Origin of the sequence: Streptomyces sp. NPDC057900 (genome assembly GCF_042887885.1) — a bacterium.
GTDB lineage: Bacteria > Actinomycetota > Actinomycetes > Streptomycetales > Streptomycetaceae > Streptomyces.
Genome location: NZ_JBHVOI010000002.1, coordinates 301,503 through 315,140, shown reverse-complemented (window position 1 = coordinate 315,140; position 13,638 = coordinate 301,503). Strand labels below are relative to the sequence as shown.

Below are 13,638 nucleotides of genomic sequence, written 5' to 3'. Positions count from 1 at the left end.
GCGGAAGCGTTACGGAGCCACCGGCTCCCGCTCGTCCCGGTCGTCCCTGTCGTCGCGGTCGTCCCTGTCGTCGCGGTCGTCCTCTGCCAGCTGGTCCAGGAAGGGTTCGACCGCGGACCGCCAGCCCTCCGGCTGGTCGTAGTGGACGAGGTGTCCGGCGTCGGCCACCTCCGCGTACTGCCCGCGCGGCAGCACCCGGACCATCTCCTGGGCCTCCGCCCGGCCCAGCTCGCCGTCCAGCCCCCGGAGCACCAGGGTCGGGCAGCCGACCTGGGCCAGCTCCTCCCAGTGCGCCTCGAACACCCAGGTGGCGCGGGACTGGAGCATCTGGCGGCGGGAGAAGACGGGCCGCCAGCCGTCGGCGCTCTCGGCCATCACCTCGGCGAAGAACTCGCCGCGCGAGGGGCTGGGCCGCTCCACCCAGGGGTCGTCCTCGCCGAACCACTTCCGTACGTCGGACAGCGTCGCGAACGGCACCGGCCAGGACGTGAACCAGTCCTCCCACTCCCGCTGCGAGGCCGCCCCGAGCGCGGAGGCCCGCATGTCGCAGATGACCAGGGCCCGGACGAGGTCGGGGCGCTTGGCCGCGAGCTGCCAGGCGGTGAGCGCTCCCATGGCGTGCCCGACGAGGGTCACGGGGCCGAGGTCGAGCTGTTCGATCGCCGCCTCCGCGTCTGCGACGTAGGCGTCGCGCGTGTACGGGCCCTCGGCGGGCTTCTCGCTGCGGCCGTGGCCCCGCTGGTCGAGGCCGACCGCGCGGTGCCGCTCGGCGAGCCAGCGGGTGGTGGAGGCCCAGTGCGAGGCCCGGCCCATCAGCCCGTGGAGCAATAAGACACCGGGGGCGCGTTCGCTCTCCGCGCGCTCCTTGGGCGGATCCGCGAACTCCCAGGCCGCGAGGCGTACGCCGTCGGTTCCGGTTACATCGATGCGCCGCACCATAGTTCTGGCACCCCCTTCTGGTCCCTCGATCACCGTGTGGTCGCGTACCAGCAGACTATCGAACTCTTATTCGAAAACTGGGTTCCGGCACGCAACACCGCTCGTTCGAGTGACCGCTTCCAAGGATTGACGTCGGCCGGGGAGGGGAGGTTTTCTCCGGGAGGCGGGCCACTCGGGGATGAGGGCCCGCAGGGACCGACCTGAAGAGCTCGGGGCTCCAGGTCGGAAGCAGGGGAGGACAGGCCCCGGTGCCGTGAGGCGCCGGGGCCATCCGCCGTTCACGGGGCCCCTGACCGGGGCCGGAAGCGGCCGTGGACGCGCGTCCCCTCCGGTGCGCAGGCCCGTGCGCAGGCCTGTACGCAGGCCCGGGCGCGGGCCGGACACGCACAGACGACGGGCGCATACCCTGCTCCCCTCCCCGGCCGCGCGGCCGGGCGGCGGACACTCTCAGGTAATCCCACCGGCACAGCCTGGCACGCGATCCCTCCGGGCGCTGCTGTTCCGTACGGAAAAACGGAAGTGGAGGGATTGTGGAGGGGTTGGGGAGCTGAGGAGTCAGCGCTTGGCCACGAAGACGTGCGACGCCACCTCTGAATCCAGCTCCGCCGCCTCTCCGCTGCTGCCGACCAGCACCCCGCCGGGCGACTCCGTCACGCTGACCACGGAACCGGGCTGCACGCCCGCCCGCCGCAGCGTGTACATCAGCTGGGCGTCCGTCTGGATCGGCTCACCGATCCGGCGGACCACCACGGTCTTGCCCTCGGCGCCCGGGTCGAGATCCGAGAGGCTCACCATGCCCTCGTCGAGGAACGGATCGGCCTCGGCCTTCTCGCCCAGCTCCTCCAGACCGGGGATCGGATTCCCGTACGGGGACTCCGTCGGGTGGCGCAGCAGCTCCAGCACCCGCCGCTCCACGGCCTCGCTCATCACGTGTTCCCACCGACAGGCCTCTGCGTGGACCTGCTCCCACTCCAGGCCGATCACGTCGACCAGCAGGCACTCCGCGAGCCGGTGCTTGCGCATCACCCGGGTCGCCAGCCGGCGCCCTTCGTCCGTCAGCTCCAGATGGCGGTCGCCCGCGACCTGAACCAGGCCGTCGCGCTCCATGCGGGCCACCGTCTGGCTGACCGTCGGACCGCTCTGGTCCAGCCGTTCCGCGATCCGGGCGCGCATGGGGACCACGCCTTCCTCTTCAAGTTCGAGGATGGTGCGGAGATACATCTCCGTTGTGTCGATCAGTCCGGACATTCGTGCCCCTCGATGCAATCGTGCGCTGGCCCTCACCCAATTCTGACGCATACCGCTGACAACCGTGCCTCGTCGGTCCGATGAGGCCCATCGGGCCCGGCCGCGCGGGCCCCGTGCGGTATTGACATGTCACTGGTCCAGACCGCAACGTGATCGGCGGTACGGACGCCCCTGGTCACCTCCACCCCGCCGGAAAGGCCCTCCTCAGATGAGCGAAAGCAAGCTGGCCGGTCAGTTCTTCGACGCAGCGATCGGCCTGCTGGAGCGGGTGCGCGACGAGGAGTCCGGCAACATCGCGGCAGCCGGTGCGGCCATCGCGGACACCGTGGAGGCCGGGGGCCGGCTCTTCGCCTTCGGCGCCGGGCACTCCTCGCTCGCCGCCCAGGACGTCGTCTACCGCGCGGGCGGCCTCGCCCTGATGAACCTGATGGCCGTCCCCGGCGCCCTCGGGGTCGACGTCATGCCGGCGACCCTGGGCTCCGCGCTGGAGCGGGTCGACGGCCTCGCGGGCGCGGTCCTCGACTCCAGCCCCGCGAAGCCGGGCGACGTGCTGGTGATCATCTCGCTGTCCGGGCGCAACGCGCTGCCGGTGGAGATGGCGATGAACGCGCGTGCGCTGGGCCTGAAGGTCATCGGCGTCACCTCGGTCGCGTACGCGGACGGCACCCGGTCCCGGCACAGCTCGGGCGGCTTCCTGCGCGACCACTGCGACATCGTGCTGGACAGCAAGATCGCGATCGGTGACGCGGAACTGAACGTGGACGGCATCGAGGCGCCGTTCGCGCCCGCCTCCACGGTGGTCACCAGTGCGGTGATGCAGGCGATGATGGCGGCGGCCGCGGAGCGGCTGCTGGAGCGGGGCGTGGAGCCGCCGTTGCTGCGGTCCGGGAACGTCGACGGCGGCCATGAGTGGAACGGGCGCGTGATGGCGCAGTACGCGGACCGGATCTTCTACCGGCACTGAACCGCCCGGCGGCGGGTGAGCGGGGCCGTCGGCGGACGGGGCCCGCGCGTCCTCAGCCGCCGGACGGGCCGGAAGTGCCGGAGTCGGCGGCCCTCAGCGCCTCGTACAGGTCCACCGACGCCGCGACGCGGTCCGCCACGCTCTCCGCGTACACCGCGTCCGGGCGTTCGAAGGCGGCGCGGTGGGCCGAGCGCAGGAACGTCACCACGCCCAGCGTCCGGCCCCGGCTCCGCAGCACCGCGCACAGGGCGTGCACCGAGTCGGCCGGCCACTGCCGCCCGGCCGCCCACTCCCCCGCCTCCCCGGCCCCCGCCGTGGCCCGTACCGAGCCCGTGCGGTCCACCGCCTGGAGGGCGGGGTGGCCGGGTACGTACCGGAGCGGGATGCCGCCACCGGCCACCGGCAGGCACGGGCCCGGCGCGTCCGACGGCGTCGCGGCGGCGCGGACCAGCCGGTCCCCCGCCACCAGGTCGATCAGCGCGTGGTCCGCGAAGCCCGCGAGCGCGTAGTCGAGCGAGGTGGTCGCCGCCTCCATCGGGTCCTCGCACTCGGCCGCGGAGTGCGAGGCCCGGTGCAGCTGGTTCGACCGGAAGCGCGCCCGGTCCGCGTCCTGGGCGGCCAGCTTCGCCGCCGTGATGTCCTGGAACAGCCAGCCGACGCCGAGCGGCACCGGTTCCTCCGCGAGCGGCGAGGCCAGCCGCACGAAGCCGCTGCGCCAGCAGCGCCGACGGCTGCCCTCCGCCGTCCGCAGCGTCACCCACAGCTCGACGGGGGCGGGCGGGTCCCCGGCGGCCAGCACGTGCTGGAGCGCGCCCTCCAGGTCCTCGACGCCCTGCACGATCAGCTCGCCCAGCGGCCGTCCCAGCAGGGCCGTGCGGCCGCCGCCCAGCGCGCGGGCGGCGTGGGCGTTGACGACGGTCGGCCGCAGGTCCACATCGACGAGGACCACCCCCCACGACGCGTCCTCGAACAGCGCCTCGCTCAGCGCGATGGCCCGCTCCAGATCGATCTGCGCGTGCACCTCGCTGAACGCGCAGTACACCCCGGCGGGCTTCCCGTCCGCGCCGCGCACCCCGGCCGACTGCGTCCGCACCAGCACCCGGCCGCCGTCCTTGCGCAGCAGCGCGAACTCGTGCACCTGCCGCCCCGGCCCGTCCATGACGGCCATCAGCCGCCCCTGGACCTCGCCCGCGTCCGCCCGCCGCACCGCCCATCCGGCGAATCCGGGCTTCCCGACGGCCTCCGCCGCGGACCAGCCGAGAATCCGCTCGGCCTCGCGGTTCCAGTGGGTGACGGTGCCGTCCGCGTCGAAGGCGCAGAGCGCGGCGTCCATCCCGTCGAGCAGGGCCGCCAGCAGCTCGGAGCCGGGAATCGCCGCCGGCCCGTCCACCTGCGCCTCCGGGGGTCCCGGCCGCCCCTCCGGGCCTTCCTCGGGCCCGAGAGCGTCGGTGGTTCCGCTGCTCCTGGAAGCACTCATCCCCGTACCCCCTGCAGGACGTGTCCGGCATTACCGCACGTCACACCATTGAACTCGAACGTGACCCAGCACACAGCGACTTCACCGAAATCAGTGGCCCGTTAATTCGGTTGTGCGGCCCCGGAGCGGTTCCTAGGCTGTGGGTACACAGGAAAGGAGGTGTTCCGGAAGTGATTTCTTTTCGGACTCGTGAGGTGACTGCGGGCTGACGCCCGTCGTCGCACTCTTCGAAGTGCAGGCCGGACGCCGGCCAATCCCAAGCAGTCGCCGACCCGCAGGCTCGCCGGTCAGTCCGGCCGGCCCCTCCGCGAGGAGGGTCCAGAGCCTGCGGGTTTCTGCGTCTTCAGGGGCGGCGTCCTACGGGCTCAGCCGCTCGACGCGCCACCCGGCCCCGCTGCCGGCCGCCCCGTCCGCGTCCTCGCGTACGTAGCGCAGCCGGTCGTGCAGCCGGTTCTCGTGGCCCTGCCAGAACTCGATGGTGGCCGGGACGACCCGGAAGCCGCCCCAGTGCGGGGGCGCCGGAATCCGTTCGCCCTCCGGGTAGCGGGCCGACAGCTCCTCGTAGCGCCGCACCAGCTCCTCGCGGGAGCCGATCACCGAGGACTGTTCGCTCGCCCAGGCGCCGAGCTGGGAGCCGTGCGGGCGGGTACGGAAGTAGGCGGCCGTCTCCTCGCGGCCGACGCGGGCCGCGCTGCCGGTGACGATGACCTGGCGGGCCAGCGGGTGCCAGGGGAAGAGCAGCGACACGCGCGGGTTGGCGGCCAGTTCGCGGCCCTTGCGGGACTCGTAGTTGGTGAAGAAGACGAAGCCGCGCTCGTCGTACATCTTCAGCAGCACCGTCCGGGAGGACGGCACGCCGTCGGGCGTCGCCGTGGACACCACCATGGCGTTCGGCTCGTGCAGCATGCCGCCTGCGGCGATCTGCCGGAACCAGCGGGCGAACTGCTGCATGGGGTCCGCGGCCAGGCTGTCCTCGGAGAAGCTCTCGGAACGGTACTGCTCGCGCATCGCGGCCGGATCGGTGGTGGAATCGAAGGAGGAATCTGCGGTGGACACACGCTCATCCTGCCGCAGCGGCCGAGTTTGCCCGGCGAGGAGGGCCGTCAACCGTTCCGGGAGCGAACGGGGAGCTGTGCCGGATGTCACGCTTCCCGGTCACGTCGGAACCCGCCAATATCGTGGAGCGAGCCGTTCGCGGCCCGCCCGCAGCCGCCGATCCGAGGGAGCCGCCTGATGTCCGACTTCGTACCCGGACTCGAAGGAGTCGTCGCGTTCGAAACGGAGATCGCCGAACCTGACAAGGAAGGCGGTTCGCTCCGGTACCGAGGGGTCGACATCGAGGATCTCGTCGGCCACGTGTCGTTCGGCAACGTCTGGGGGCTGCTGGTCGACGGGGCGTTCAACCCCGGTCTGCCGCCCGCGGAGCCGTTCCCGATCCCGGTCCACTCCGGTGACATCCGGGTGGACGTGCAGTCCGCGCTGGCGATGCTCGCCCCCGTGTGGGGCCTGAAACCCCTCCTGGACATCGACGAGGAGACCGCGCGCAACAACCTGGCGCGGGCCGCCGTCATGGCGCTCTCGTACGTCGCCCAGTCGGCGCGCGGGCAGGGCGTGCCGATGGTCCCGCAGAGCGAGATCGACAAGGCCGGGTCCGTCGTCGAACGGTTCATGATCCGCTGGCGCGGCGAGCCGGACCCCCGCCATGTGAAGGCCGTGGACGCCTACTGGACGTCCGCCGCCGAGCACGGCATGAACGCCTCCACGTTCACCGCCCGCGTCATCGCCTCCACCGGCGCCGACGTGGCCGCCGCGCTGTCCGGTGCGGTCGGCGCGATGTCGGGCCCGCTGCACGGCGGCGCGCCGTCCCGCGTCCTCGGCATGATCGAGGAGATCGAGCGGACCGGGGACGCCACCGCGTACGTGAAGAAGGCCCTGGACAAGGGCGAACGCCTGATGGGCTTCGGGCACCGCGTCTACCGCGCGGAGGACCCCCGCGCCCGCGTGCTCCGGCGCACGGCGGAGGAGCTGGGCGCGCCGCGCTTCGAGGTGGCGCAGGCGCTGGAGAAGGCCGCGCTGGAGGAGTTGCACGCGCGCCGCCCGGACCGGGTGCTGGCGACGAACGTGGAGTTCTGGGCGGCGATCATGCTGGACTTCGCGGAGGTGCCGGCGCACATGTTCACGTCGATGTTCACGTGTGCCCGTACTGCGGGCTGGTCGGCGCACATCCTGGAGCAGAAGCGGACGGGCCGCCTGGTGCGGCCCTCGGCGACGTACACCGGTCCGGGGACGCGCAGCCCGCGGGAGATCCCGGGATTCGACCAGCTGGCGGACCTGGGCAACTGAGGGGCGGCCGGGGGGCGGCCGGGGCCGCCCGTCGCCGCGCCGCGCCGAGCCGTGCCGCGCCCGTCGCATTCCTGTGGCATGCCTGTGTCATTCCCGACCCATTCTGAGATGCGTCTGCTGAACGCATGGCTGTCGTACGGGGCAGCCCTTATTGCCAGTTAGGTCGAAATGACACACAAGGGACGCATCTTCTTCGCAGCCGCTCTCGCCACCATGGGGCTCGGGCTCACGGCATGCAATGACAGCGACGACTCGTCGTCGGCCAAGGAATCGCCCTCGGCGTCCGCCCCGGCGTCGGCCGATCCGGCGGCGTCCGACTCGGCGGCGGCGGACCCGAGCAGCCCGTCCGCGGACCCCGGCGACGACGGTGCCGCCCCGGCCGGTGACGTCACCGCGCCGGGCACGAAGCTCAAGGTCGGCGAGAAGGCGGTGCTGCCGTTCAAGTACGGGACGGAGAAGAAGGGCACCATCGCCGTGACCGTCACGGCGATCGAGAAGGGCGCGGAGGCCGACATGGCCGGATTCGGCGCGAAGGCGAAGGGCATGACGCCCTACTACATCCGCATGAAGGTGGAGAACGTCGGCGGCACCGACCTCTCGTACTCGTCCCTGAAGCTGCGCGGCGAGCTGGCCGACGGCGGCCCCACGGGCATCGTCCTGATCGGTGACCTGCCGGGCAAGTGCGACAACGAGACCGCGCCGCGTGACTTCGCCAAGAAGGGCGCCTCGTACGAGACCTGCTCGCTCAGCGCCACGAAGACCTCGCCCATCGCGGCCGCCTCGTTCGACGAGGGCGACGCGTACAGCGACAGCCCGGTCCTCTGGACCAGCTGAGCCCGTTCCCACGTCCGCGCGCCGGGCATCTCGTCCCCGACGACATGCCCGGCCGACGGCCGCGGTCGCGGAGGGATCAGAGGATCTCGATCGCCTTTCTAGGAGTTGGACCAGTTCCTGGTGGAGAGCACCAGGAGGTATCCGTCCGGGTCCTGCACGGTCACGCCCCAGGTGTCCCAGTACGGATTGTGCGCGGGCACCCGCTTGCCGCCGTGCTGTTCGAGCCGCTCCACGAGGGAGTCCGGCACCGGTTCGCCGAGGTAGACGACGAGCAGGTCCTCCGGGGTGGGGCGCGGGTCCGTGGGGGCGGCGGGGTCGTGGACGAGTTCGAGGTGCCAGGCCGCGTAGCGGCTATTCCGCCTGCCCGTTCCCGAAGTCGAAGTCCTCCACGAAGTAGCTGTCGTGCCGGATACGGAACTCCTTCAGCTCCTCCGGTCCGCGCCGCGACACCTCCGCGACCTGCTCGAAGTACTCCTCACGCGGGGCGCCCGGAGAGAAGAGCATGAGCATGGACATGGGTTCGTCGGTCACGTTCTTGAAGGCGTGCAGACCGCCGACCGGCACGTACAGGAAGTCGCCCTCGCGGCCGGTGACCCACTTCTCGCCGTTGAAGAGCTCCAGCTCTCCGGAGAGGATGTAGAAGGACTCCGACATCGCCCGGTGGAAATGCGTCTTCGCACCTGCCGATTTCGGCCCCAACACGCCCTTGTACAGACCGAATTCGCCGCCCGTCGATTCCTGCGTGGCGAGGTAGCTGGTCGATCCGCCCGGCGACGAGACCTCCGGCGGGGTGTCGGCCGGCCGGAAGGACGCGTTCACCTCGCCCTCGGCGCCGTGGTAGCGGGGCTCCGGGTACCGCATGTTCTCGATGTACGACATCACGCACTCCCTCTTTCGGCAGGTCCACCGAAAGGATCTCCGCCCGCCCCGCGCTGCCGCATCGGACCCGCGAACGATCCTCGCGGAAACGGGGGCGGAGGTCCGGCGACCTAGGACCCGTCGGAGGTCAGCTCGGGTCGATGGTGTTCAGCATCGCTTCTTCGACGTGGTCGGCGGCGTTGCGGTGGCCGCGCGCGTTGGGGTGCACGAAGGAGAGCTGGTCGGGAAGGGTGACGAAGCCTTCGACCCACTTGGCGTCGTCGCAGACGCTGTGGTCACGGGAGGAGGCGTAGAGGTCGACGAAGCGGGCGGTCTCCTGCGTACCGGTCGAGTCGTCGATGGCCTTGTTGAGGGGCTCCAGGACATCGGTGCGCAGCCAGGCCAGGTCGCCCTGGGCGATCGTGCCGAACTTCGTCAGGTCGCCGAAGGTGCACTTGGAGACGTCCTGGGGGATGACCGTGGGGTAGCCGACGGCCAGGATCTTCGCCTTCGGTGCGCGCTGGTGGAGCACGGTGAGCATCCGGTCGTATTCATGGCGCACGGTCTTCAGCCGGTCCGGGACCTCGGCTGCCAGGGCGTCCTTGCACGGGGTGCCCTTGCCTTCGGCCTCGCCGCCCAGCTGCGCGCACTTGGTGAGGAAGTCGGCGAAACCGAGGGAGTTGCCGCCCACGCCGACGGTGATGACATCTGTGCCCGCGCCCACCGCCTCGGACTGAGGGGGAACCGGAGGGAAGGGGTAGTCCGGGTCCTCGGAGATGGGCGGCAGTTGACGGCCGATCGGGTTCTGGGGCGTGTCGGTGACGTTCGCGATGGTGGCGGCGCCACAGCTGACGTTGGTCAGCTCGAACAGGCTGCCGAGGTCGCGGTCGACGACCTGGGGGTAGGACCGGTCGGTGCGCTCGCATCCGTCGCGCGGGACCTCGAAGGTGTCGCCCGCGGCCCGGATGACTCCGGCGGTGTACGAGTCACCCAGGGCGACCCACTCCAGCTGCCCGGCCGCTGCGGCGGGGTGCGCCGCGGCGAACTGGGCGGGTACGGCGGCGCCTGCGGTGAGAGCTACGGCCGAGCCGAGCAGGGCGAGACGGGTACGGAAGCGTGCCACGACAACTCCAGGGTGGGGTGACAATTCCGCCCGACCATATACGCAGAGTCACGGATCATGGTGGTTATTTCACCGACAGTATCCTTTTGGGGCACTGTCCCACGATGCTCACACCTTTCCCGCGCGTGATCTGGTATCCACGCGACGACCTCCGGAGTCCGGCGGCGATCAGCCCGCCAGTCGGGCGAGGGCCAGCGTGTGCGCCCGGTCGAGGGACTCGGCGGCGGGGCAGGGGACGTCCGGCTGTACGCCGACGCCCTCCCAGTTCGTACCCGAGACGGGGTTGATGGCGCGGCCGAAGGGGATGGTGGCCTCCAGGTGCGGGTGCACGGTCCAGCCCTGGCACGGGTGCGCGCCGCCCCGGGTGCTCTCGCCGACGACCACGGCGCGGCCGAGCTGCTGGAGGTCGTACGCGAGCTCCTCGGCGGCGGAGAAGGTGCTGTCGCTCGTCAGCACGTACAGCGGCTTTGTGCCGCCGAAGCGCGCGCCGGGAACGTGCGGCGGGGTCCAGGACTGCTCGGTGCGCTCGCCGCCGCGCCAGTACATGGTGTTGAGGTGGGTGCGCTCGTCCAGCAGGTAGCCGCAGACGAAGGCGACCGTGTCCGGGTCGCCGCCCCGGTTGCCGCGTAGGTCCACGATCAGCGCCTGTGCGCGGGAGGCCAGGGTGAGGGCGGCGCTCAGGGGCTCTGCGGCCCAGTCCAGCGGGAACAGCATCGGAGCCAGCTCGACCACGGCGACCCCTCCGTCGAGCAGCTGCAACCGGGGTACGCCGCCCAGCGAGGCGTCGAAGTCCCGGCGCATGGCCTCCAGGGTGGCCGCCCCCGCCTTCGGGGGCACCGGCTCGGCGTGGTGCTTCAGCCTCAGGTGCCGGTCGCCGTTGACGGACTGGAGGTCCTCGGTGACCAGACGGGCGAGCTCCTCGGCCTCCTCGACGTCGTACGCGCCCTCGGCCAGGCGTCGTTGGAGCAGGCCCGCTATCTGTTCGGCCGCCTCGGGGAAGACGTATCGCTCGGTCAGGAGCCGGAGCGTCTCGTCGATGACCGGGGCGGGCTGGAGCTTCGTCGATGTCGTCATGGGAGGGAGTACAGCACCTCACTTGCGAAAGCGTCAAAGGTTTTAGACACTTTCTTTATGAGTGATCAGCCTTCCCACTCGCCGCCCCCCGAGGACATCCTGGAGATCGGCGCGCCCCAGCAATTCGCCGCGCTCGCCAACCCGTTGCGGCAGCGGCTGCTCTTCGCCCTGGGGCACCGGCCCGCCACCGTCAGCCGGCTCGCGGCCCAGCTCGACGCGAAGAAGGGCAACGTCGCCCACCACCTCAAGGTTCTCCGCGAAGCCGGGCTCGTCCACATCGCGGAGACCCGCCAGGTCCGGGGCGGCACCGAGCAGTACTTCCAGCGCACGGCCCGTCACATGGTCGTCGCCGAACCGCAGGCGGCCGGCACGGCCGCGATGCTCGCCGCCGTCGCCCAGGAGCTGGACCGCTCCCCCGTCGAACCCCACCTGACCCTGCGCCACCTGCGTCTCACCCCCGCGAAGGCGAGGCAGCTCGGAGAGACTCTGGCCGGACTGGTCGACGACGCCGAGGAGGACGGCGAGGTAGACGGGCAGGAACAGCCCCTGCACGGTGCGCTCGTGGTGCTCTACCAGCAGGCCAGTGAGCCGGACAGTCCATGAAGGCGCGCCCGGCTCACTGGATCAGGCTGGCGTGCGGGTGGTCCGGGGACTCCGGGCAGACGTAGAGCTGGAGATGGTTGCCCTTGGATACCTGGACCCCGGGCGGGTTCGCCGTGCCGGAGAGGTCGAGTCCGGGCAGGTCCTGGTCCGCGTAGGGAATCCAGCTGTGGCCGTCGGGATGCCACTCGTCCGAGGCGATCGTCAGCAGCGGCACCATCCCGGCGCCGCACGTGACGCAGAACTGGTCGTCGGGATCGGTGAGGCCCCACGGGGGACAGCCGCCGACCTTCCAGCCGGGGGCGTCGGACAGCTCCTCCATGTAGTACTCGTGCGGGCCGTCCTCGAAGGACCTGTCCATCGCGACACCGGCCGCCTCCCAGGTCGCCCAGTCCTCCATCTGCCGCTGGGTTCCCTCGTCCAGGGCGAGCATGTTGGGGTACTCGGTGATCTGTTCCGGCGTGAGCAGGCACGGCTCCGGTACGTAGTTGTCGTCGTACTCCTGCACGGTCGGTCTGGGCGGCGCCGCGAGTATCCCGGTTACCTCGGCGGCGGTGCGCCAGACCAGCGCGGTCGGCGGCTTGAGCTCCGGCGGGTGCTCGCAGGGGCACCACAGCACCTGGAGCAGATCGGCCCCGCCGGGCGGGTCCAGCAGGGGTACGTCGCGTACGTACAGCTGGGCCACGGGCAGCATCGCGCTCGGCCCCACGCGCTGCTCGCCCGTCTGCTCGTCGCGCCACTCGTGCCGCTCCTCGCAGTACGGCCACGGCTCGTCGGCGGGCCACAGCAGCGGCCCGCCGACCGAGCTCTCGTGCGGCGACGGGGATCCGGGCCTGGGGTGCAGGCGGACCGCCGTGCGCGCCAGCGGGGCCAGCTGCGGAAAGACCGTGGTCACGTCGATCGGCCGAGGCGGCGTCCTGCGGATGGCGTTCATACGTCGATGCTGCCAGCCGCCTCTGACAACGGGCGCCTGCCGCCGAGGCAGTGCCTCAGCGGCCGACGTGTGCGGTGAACGCGGCCCAGGCGGTGGGCGGCAGGGACAGTTCCGGGCCGTCCGGGTTCTTGGAGTCGCGGACGTGTACGGCGGCGGTGTGCGCGGCGACTTCGACGCAGGCGCCGCCTTCGTCACTGCTGTAGCTGGACTTCTGCCATTCGTAGGCGACTTCGAGGCACTGGCCGCCCTCATCGCTGCTGTAGCTGGACTTGAACCACTCGTAGGCGACTTCGAGGCATGCGCCGCCCTCGCTGCCGCTGTAGCTGGACTTGAACCACGCGCGTGCAGTACTCATTGCTCTCCCAGTAGACGAGCCAGCAGGCCCAGGGTGTCTTCGGGGCTGAGGGCCTGAGCTCGCAGCATCGCATATTTCTGGGACAGCATGCTGATCTCATCGGGGTCGGAGATGAGCATGCTGCCGCGCTGCGTTTCGGAGTAGGCGACCTGTTGGAAGTCGGGTGTTTCCAGGAGCGTGAAGGGTCCGGCGAGCCCGGCGTGGGTCCGGTGGTTCAGCGGGAGAATCTGAAGGCTCACGCCCGGCAGCATCGCGCACGCACGCAGGTGGCGGAGCTGCTCCACATGCTCCTCGTCGCTGACGAGTTGGAGCCTCACCACCGGCTCCCAGATGACAAAGCTGATCGTCGGCGGCTCTGCGCGGTGCAGGATCTCCTGGCGTTCCAGTCGCGAGGCGGTCTGGATCGCGATGTTCTCCTCGCTGAACGCGGGCACCCTGTTGCGGAACACGGCCCGTGCGTAGGCCTCGGTCTGGAGGAGTCCTGGCAGGACCTGGTTGTCGTACCAGGAGAGGGCCAGCGCCGCCCGTTCCAGGTCCATGTACTGCTCGGCCCAGGCGGGTACGAGATCGACCTCCGGCATGTACTCCACCGCCGTGGCCAGCGCGCCCTTCGTCTCCAGCAGCTCGTCCAGCCGCTCCGCCAGGTCCGGGAGGAGCGAGCGGCGGCCCTGCTCGATGGAGGCGATCGTCTCCACCTGCACCCGCGCTAAATCGGCGAGTTGGGCCTGCGTCAGTCCGGCCGCGACGCGGAAACGTGCGAGTAGTTTGCCCACGAGCTTCATGGCCGACGCGTTCTTGCGCAGTCGATTCCTGGGGTGCATACGGTCCTCAATCCCACCCATGTCCGTGATCCACGCCCTGTCGCACCCGTACAACGAATCTGTACGGG

14 protein-coding genes and 1 pseudogene are annotated in these 13,638 nt (G+C 71.0%); 4 read left to right on the top strand and 11 right to left on the bottom strand.

The window, feature by feature from the left end; translation table 11 throughout:
- Window positions 1-9: 9 nt before the first annotated feature.
- Together ACFVQ0_RS08615 and ACFVQ0_RS08610 are read right to left on the bottom strand one after the other, a co-directional pair.
- A complete protein-coding gene (locus ACFVQ0_RS08615; RefSeq protein ID WP_390085946.1) occupies window positions 10-939 on the bottom strand; it encodes an alpha/beta fold hydrolase in 930 nt (309 codons plus the stop codon).
- A gap of 555 nt (window positions 940-1,494) precedes the next feature.
- Window positions 1,495-2,187 (bottom strand): metal-dependent transcriptional regulator, encoded by a 693-nt coding sequence (locus tag ACFVQ0_RS08610; protein ID WP_073732829.1) that lies wholly within the window; start codon window positions 2,185-2,187, stop codon window positions 1,495-1,497.
- Window positions 2,188-2,395: 208 nt separating this feature from the next.
- Between ACFVQ0_RS08610 and ACFVQ0_RS08605 the strand changes: the two genes are divergently transcribed.
- Window positions 2,396-3,151 carry an SIS domain-containing protein gene (locus ACFVQ0_RS08605; RefSeq protein ID WP_390085944.1) on the top strand — a complete coding sequence of 252 codons (756 nt, stop codon included), beginning with the start codon at window positions 2,396-2,398 and terminating at the stop codon, window positions 3,149-3,151.
- A gap of 52 nt (window positions 3,152-3,203) precedes the next feature.
- Here ACFVQ0_RS08605 and ACFVQ0_RS08600 read toward each other — a convergent pair whose 3' ends face one another.
- Window positions 3,204-4,628 (bottom strand): PAS domain-containing protein, encoded by a 1,425-nt coding sequence (locus ACFVQ0_RS08600; protein WP_390085942.1) that lies wholly within the window; start codon window positions 4,626-4,628, stop codon window positions 3,204-3,206.
- Between the two features lie 357 nt (window positions 4,629-4,985).
- Window positions 4,986-5,636, bottom strand: coding sequence for a pyridoxamine 5'-phosphate oxidase (gene pdxH, locus ACFVQ0_RS08595; protein WP_390087717.1), 651 nt, complete (start codon window positions 5,634-5,636; stop codon window positions 4,986-4,988).
- 225 nt (window positions 5,637-5,861) lie between these two features.
- On the opposite strand from pdxH, the gene ACFVQ0_RS08590 reads away from it, so the two are divergent.
- Both ACFVQ0_RS08590 and ACFVQ0_RS08585 read left to right on the top strand, forming a co-directional pair.
- Window positions 5,862-6,971: a citrate synthase 2 gene (locus tag ACFVQ0_RS08590; RefSeq protein WP_390085940.1), complete on the top strand. Its 1,110-nt coding sequence runs from the start codon at window positions 5,862-5,864 to the stop codon at window positions 6,969-6,971.
- A gap of 168 nt (window positions 6,972-7,139) precedes the next feature.
- The gene (locus ACFVQ0_RS08585) at window positions 7,140-7,805 is read left to right on the top strand and encodes a hypothetical protein (RefSeq protein ID WP_390085939.1); all 666 of its coding nucleotides are present in this window, start codon (window positions 7,140-7,142) and stop codon (window positions 7,803-7,805) included.
- A gap of 98 nt (window positions 7,806-7,903) precedes the next feature.
- On the opposite strand, the pseudogene ACFVQ0_RS08580 reads toward ACFVQ0_RS08585, so the two are convergent.
- From ACFVQ0_RS08580 to ACFVQ0_RS08565, 4 genes and pseudogenes are all read right to left on the bottom strand, one after another.
- Window positions 7,904-8,149, bottom strand: a pseudogene (locus tag ACFVQ0_RS08580) (VOC family protein); the annotation flags it as partial.
- Window positions 8,150-8,156: 7 nt separating this feature from the next.
- Window positions 8,157-8,684 carry a cupin domain-containing protein gene (locus ACFVQ0_RS08575; RefSeq protein ID WP_390085937.1) on the bottom strand — a complete coding sequence of 176 codons (528 nt, stop codon included), beginning with the start codon at window positions 8,682-8,684 and terminating at the stop codon, window positions 8,157-8,159.
- A gap of 127 nt (window positions 8,685-8,811) precedes the next feature.
- On the bottom strand, window positions 8,812-9,786 hold the full coding sequence (locus ACFVQ0_RS08570; RefSeq protein ID WP_390085935.1) for an SGNH/GDSL hydrolase family protein: 975 nt from the start codon (window positions 9,784-9,786) through the stop codon (window positions 8,812-8,814).
- 168 nt (window positions 9,787-9,954) lie between these two features.
- Window positions 9,955-10,860 carry a S41 family peptidase gene (locus ACFVQ0_RS08565; RefSeq protein ID WP_390085933.1) on the bottom strand — a complete coding sequence of 302 codons (906 nt, stop codon included), beginning with the start codon at window positions 10,858-10,860 and terminating at the stop codon, window positions 9,955-9,957.
- A gap of 57 nt (window positions 10,861-10,917) precedes the next feature.
- On the opposite strand from ACFVQ0_RS08565, the gene ACFVQ0_RS08560 reads away from it, so the two are divergent.
- Window positions 10,918-11,463: an ArsR/SmtB family transcription factor gene (locus ACFVQ0_RS08560; RefSeq protein ID WP_390085931.1), complete on the top strand. Its 546-nt coding sequence runs from the start codon at window positions 10,918-10,920 to the stop codon at window positions 11,461-11,463.
- A gap of 13 nt (window positions 11,464-11,476) precedes the next feature.
- On the opposite strand, the gene ACFVQ0_RS08555 is transcribed toward ACFVQ0_RS08560, so the two are convergent.
- The 3 genes from ACFVQ0_RS08555 to ACFVQ0_RS08545 are packed head-to-tail and all read right to left on the bottom strand — an operon-like array spanning window position 11,477 to window position 13,531.
- Window positions 11,477-12,394: a hypothetical protein gene (locus tag ACFVQ0_RS08555; RefSeq protein ID WP_390085929.1), complete on the bottom strand. Its 918-nt coding sequence runs from the start codon at window positions 12,392-12,394 to the stop codon at window positions 11,477-11,479.
- Between the two features lie 55 nt (window positions 12,395-12,449).
- Entirely contained in the window at window positions 12,450-12,749 is a 300-nt protein-coding gene (locus ACFVQ0_RS08550; RefSeq protein WP_390085928.1) for a DUF397 domain-containing protein, read from the bottom strand.
- Window positions 12,746-13,531: a Scr1 family TA system antitoxin-like transcriptional regulator gene (locus ACFVQ0_RS08545; protein ID WP_390087715.1), complete on the bottom strand. Its 786-nt coding sequence runs from the start codon at window positions 13,529-13,531 to the stop codon at window positions 12,746-12,748. Before ACFVQ0_RS08545 ends, ACFVQ0_RS08550 begins: the two co-directional genes overlap by 4 nt.
- Window positions 13,532-13,638: the final 107 nt, after the last annotated feature.

Excerpts from the sequence above, each read along its gene's own strand:
- ACFVQ0_RS08615 (WP_390085946.1), bottom strand. The coding sequence starts at position 939 with ATGGTGCGGCGCATCGATGTAACCGGAACCGACGGCGTACGCCTCGCG.
- ACFVQ0_RS08555 (WP_390085929.1), bottom strand. The coding sequence starts at position 12,394 with ATGAACGCCATCCGCAGGACGCCGCCTCGGCCGATCGACGTGACCACG.
- ACFVQ0_RS08605 (WP_390085944.1), top strand. The coding sequence starts at position 2,396 with ATGAGCGAAAGCAAGCTGGCCGGTCAGTTCTTCGACGCAGCGATCGGC.
- ACFVQ0_RS08550 (WP_390085928.1), bottom strand. The coding sequence starts at position 12,749 with ATGAGTACTGCACGCGCGTGGTTCAAGTCCAGCTACAGCGGCAGCGAG.
- ACFVQ0_RS08560 (WP_390085931.1), top strand. The coding sequence starts at position 10,918 with ATGAGTGATCAGCCTTCCCACTCGCCGCCCCCCGAGGACATCCTGGAG.
- ACFVQ0_RS08565 (WP_390085933.1), bottom strand. The coding sequence starts at position 10,860 with ATGACGACATCGACGAAGCTCCAGCCCGCCCCGGTCATCGACGAGACG.
- ACFVQ0_RS08600 (WP_390085942.1), bottom strand. The coding sequence starts at position 4,628 with ATGAGTGCTTCCAGGAGCAGCGGAACCACCGACGCTCTCGGGCCCGAG.
- ACFVQ0_RS08545 (WP_390087715.1), bottom strand. The coding sequence starts at position 13,531 with ATGAAGCTCGTGGGCAAACTACTCGCACGTTTCCGCGTCGCGGCCGGA.
- ACFVQ0_RS08590 (WP_390085940.1), top strand. The coding sequence starts at position 5,862 with ATGTCCGACTTCGTACCCGGACTCGAAGGAGTCGTCGCGTTCGAAACG.
- ACFVQ0_RS08585 (WP_390085939.1), top strand. The coding sequence starts at position 7,140 with ATGACACACAAGGGACGCATCTTCTTCGCAGCCGCTCTCGCCACCATG.
- pdxH (WP_390087717.1), bottom strand. The coding sequence starts at position 5,636 with ATGCGCGAGCAGTACCGTTCCGAGAGCTTCTCCGAGGACAGCCTGGCC.
- ACFVQ0_RS08575 (WP_390085937.1), bottom strand. The coding sequence starts at position 8,684 with ATGTCGTACATCGAGAACATGCGGTACCCGGAGCCCCGCTACCACGGC.
- ACFVQ0_RS08610 (WP_073732829.1), bottom strand. The coding sequence starts at position 2,187 with ATGTCCGGACTGATCGACACAACGGAGATGTATCTCCGCACCATCCTC.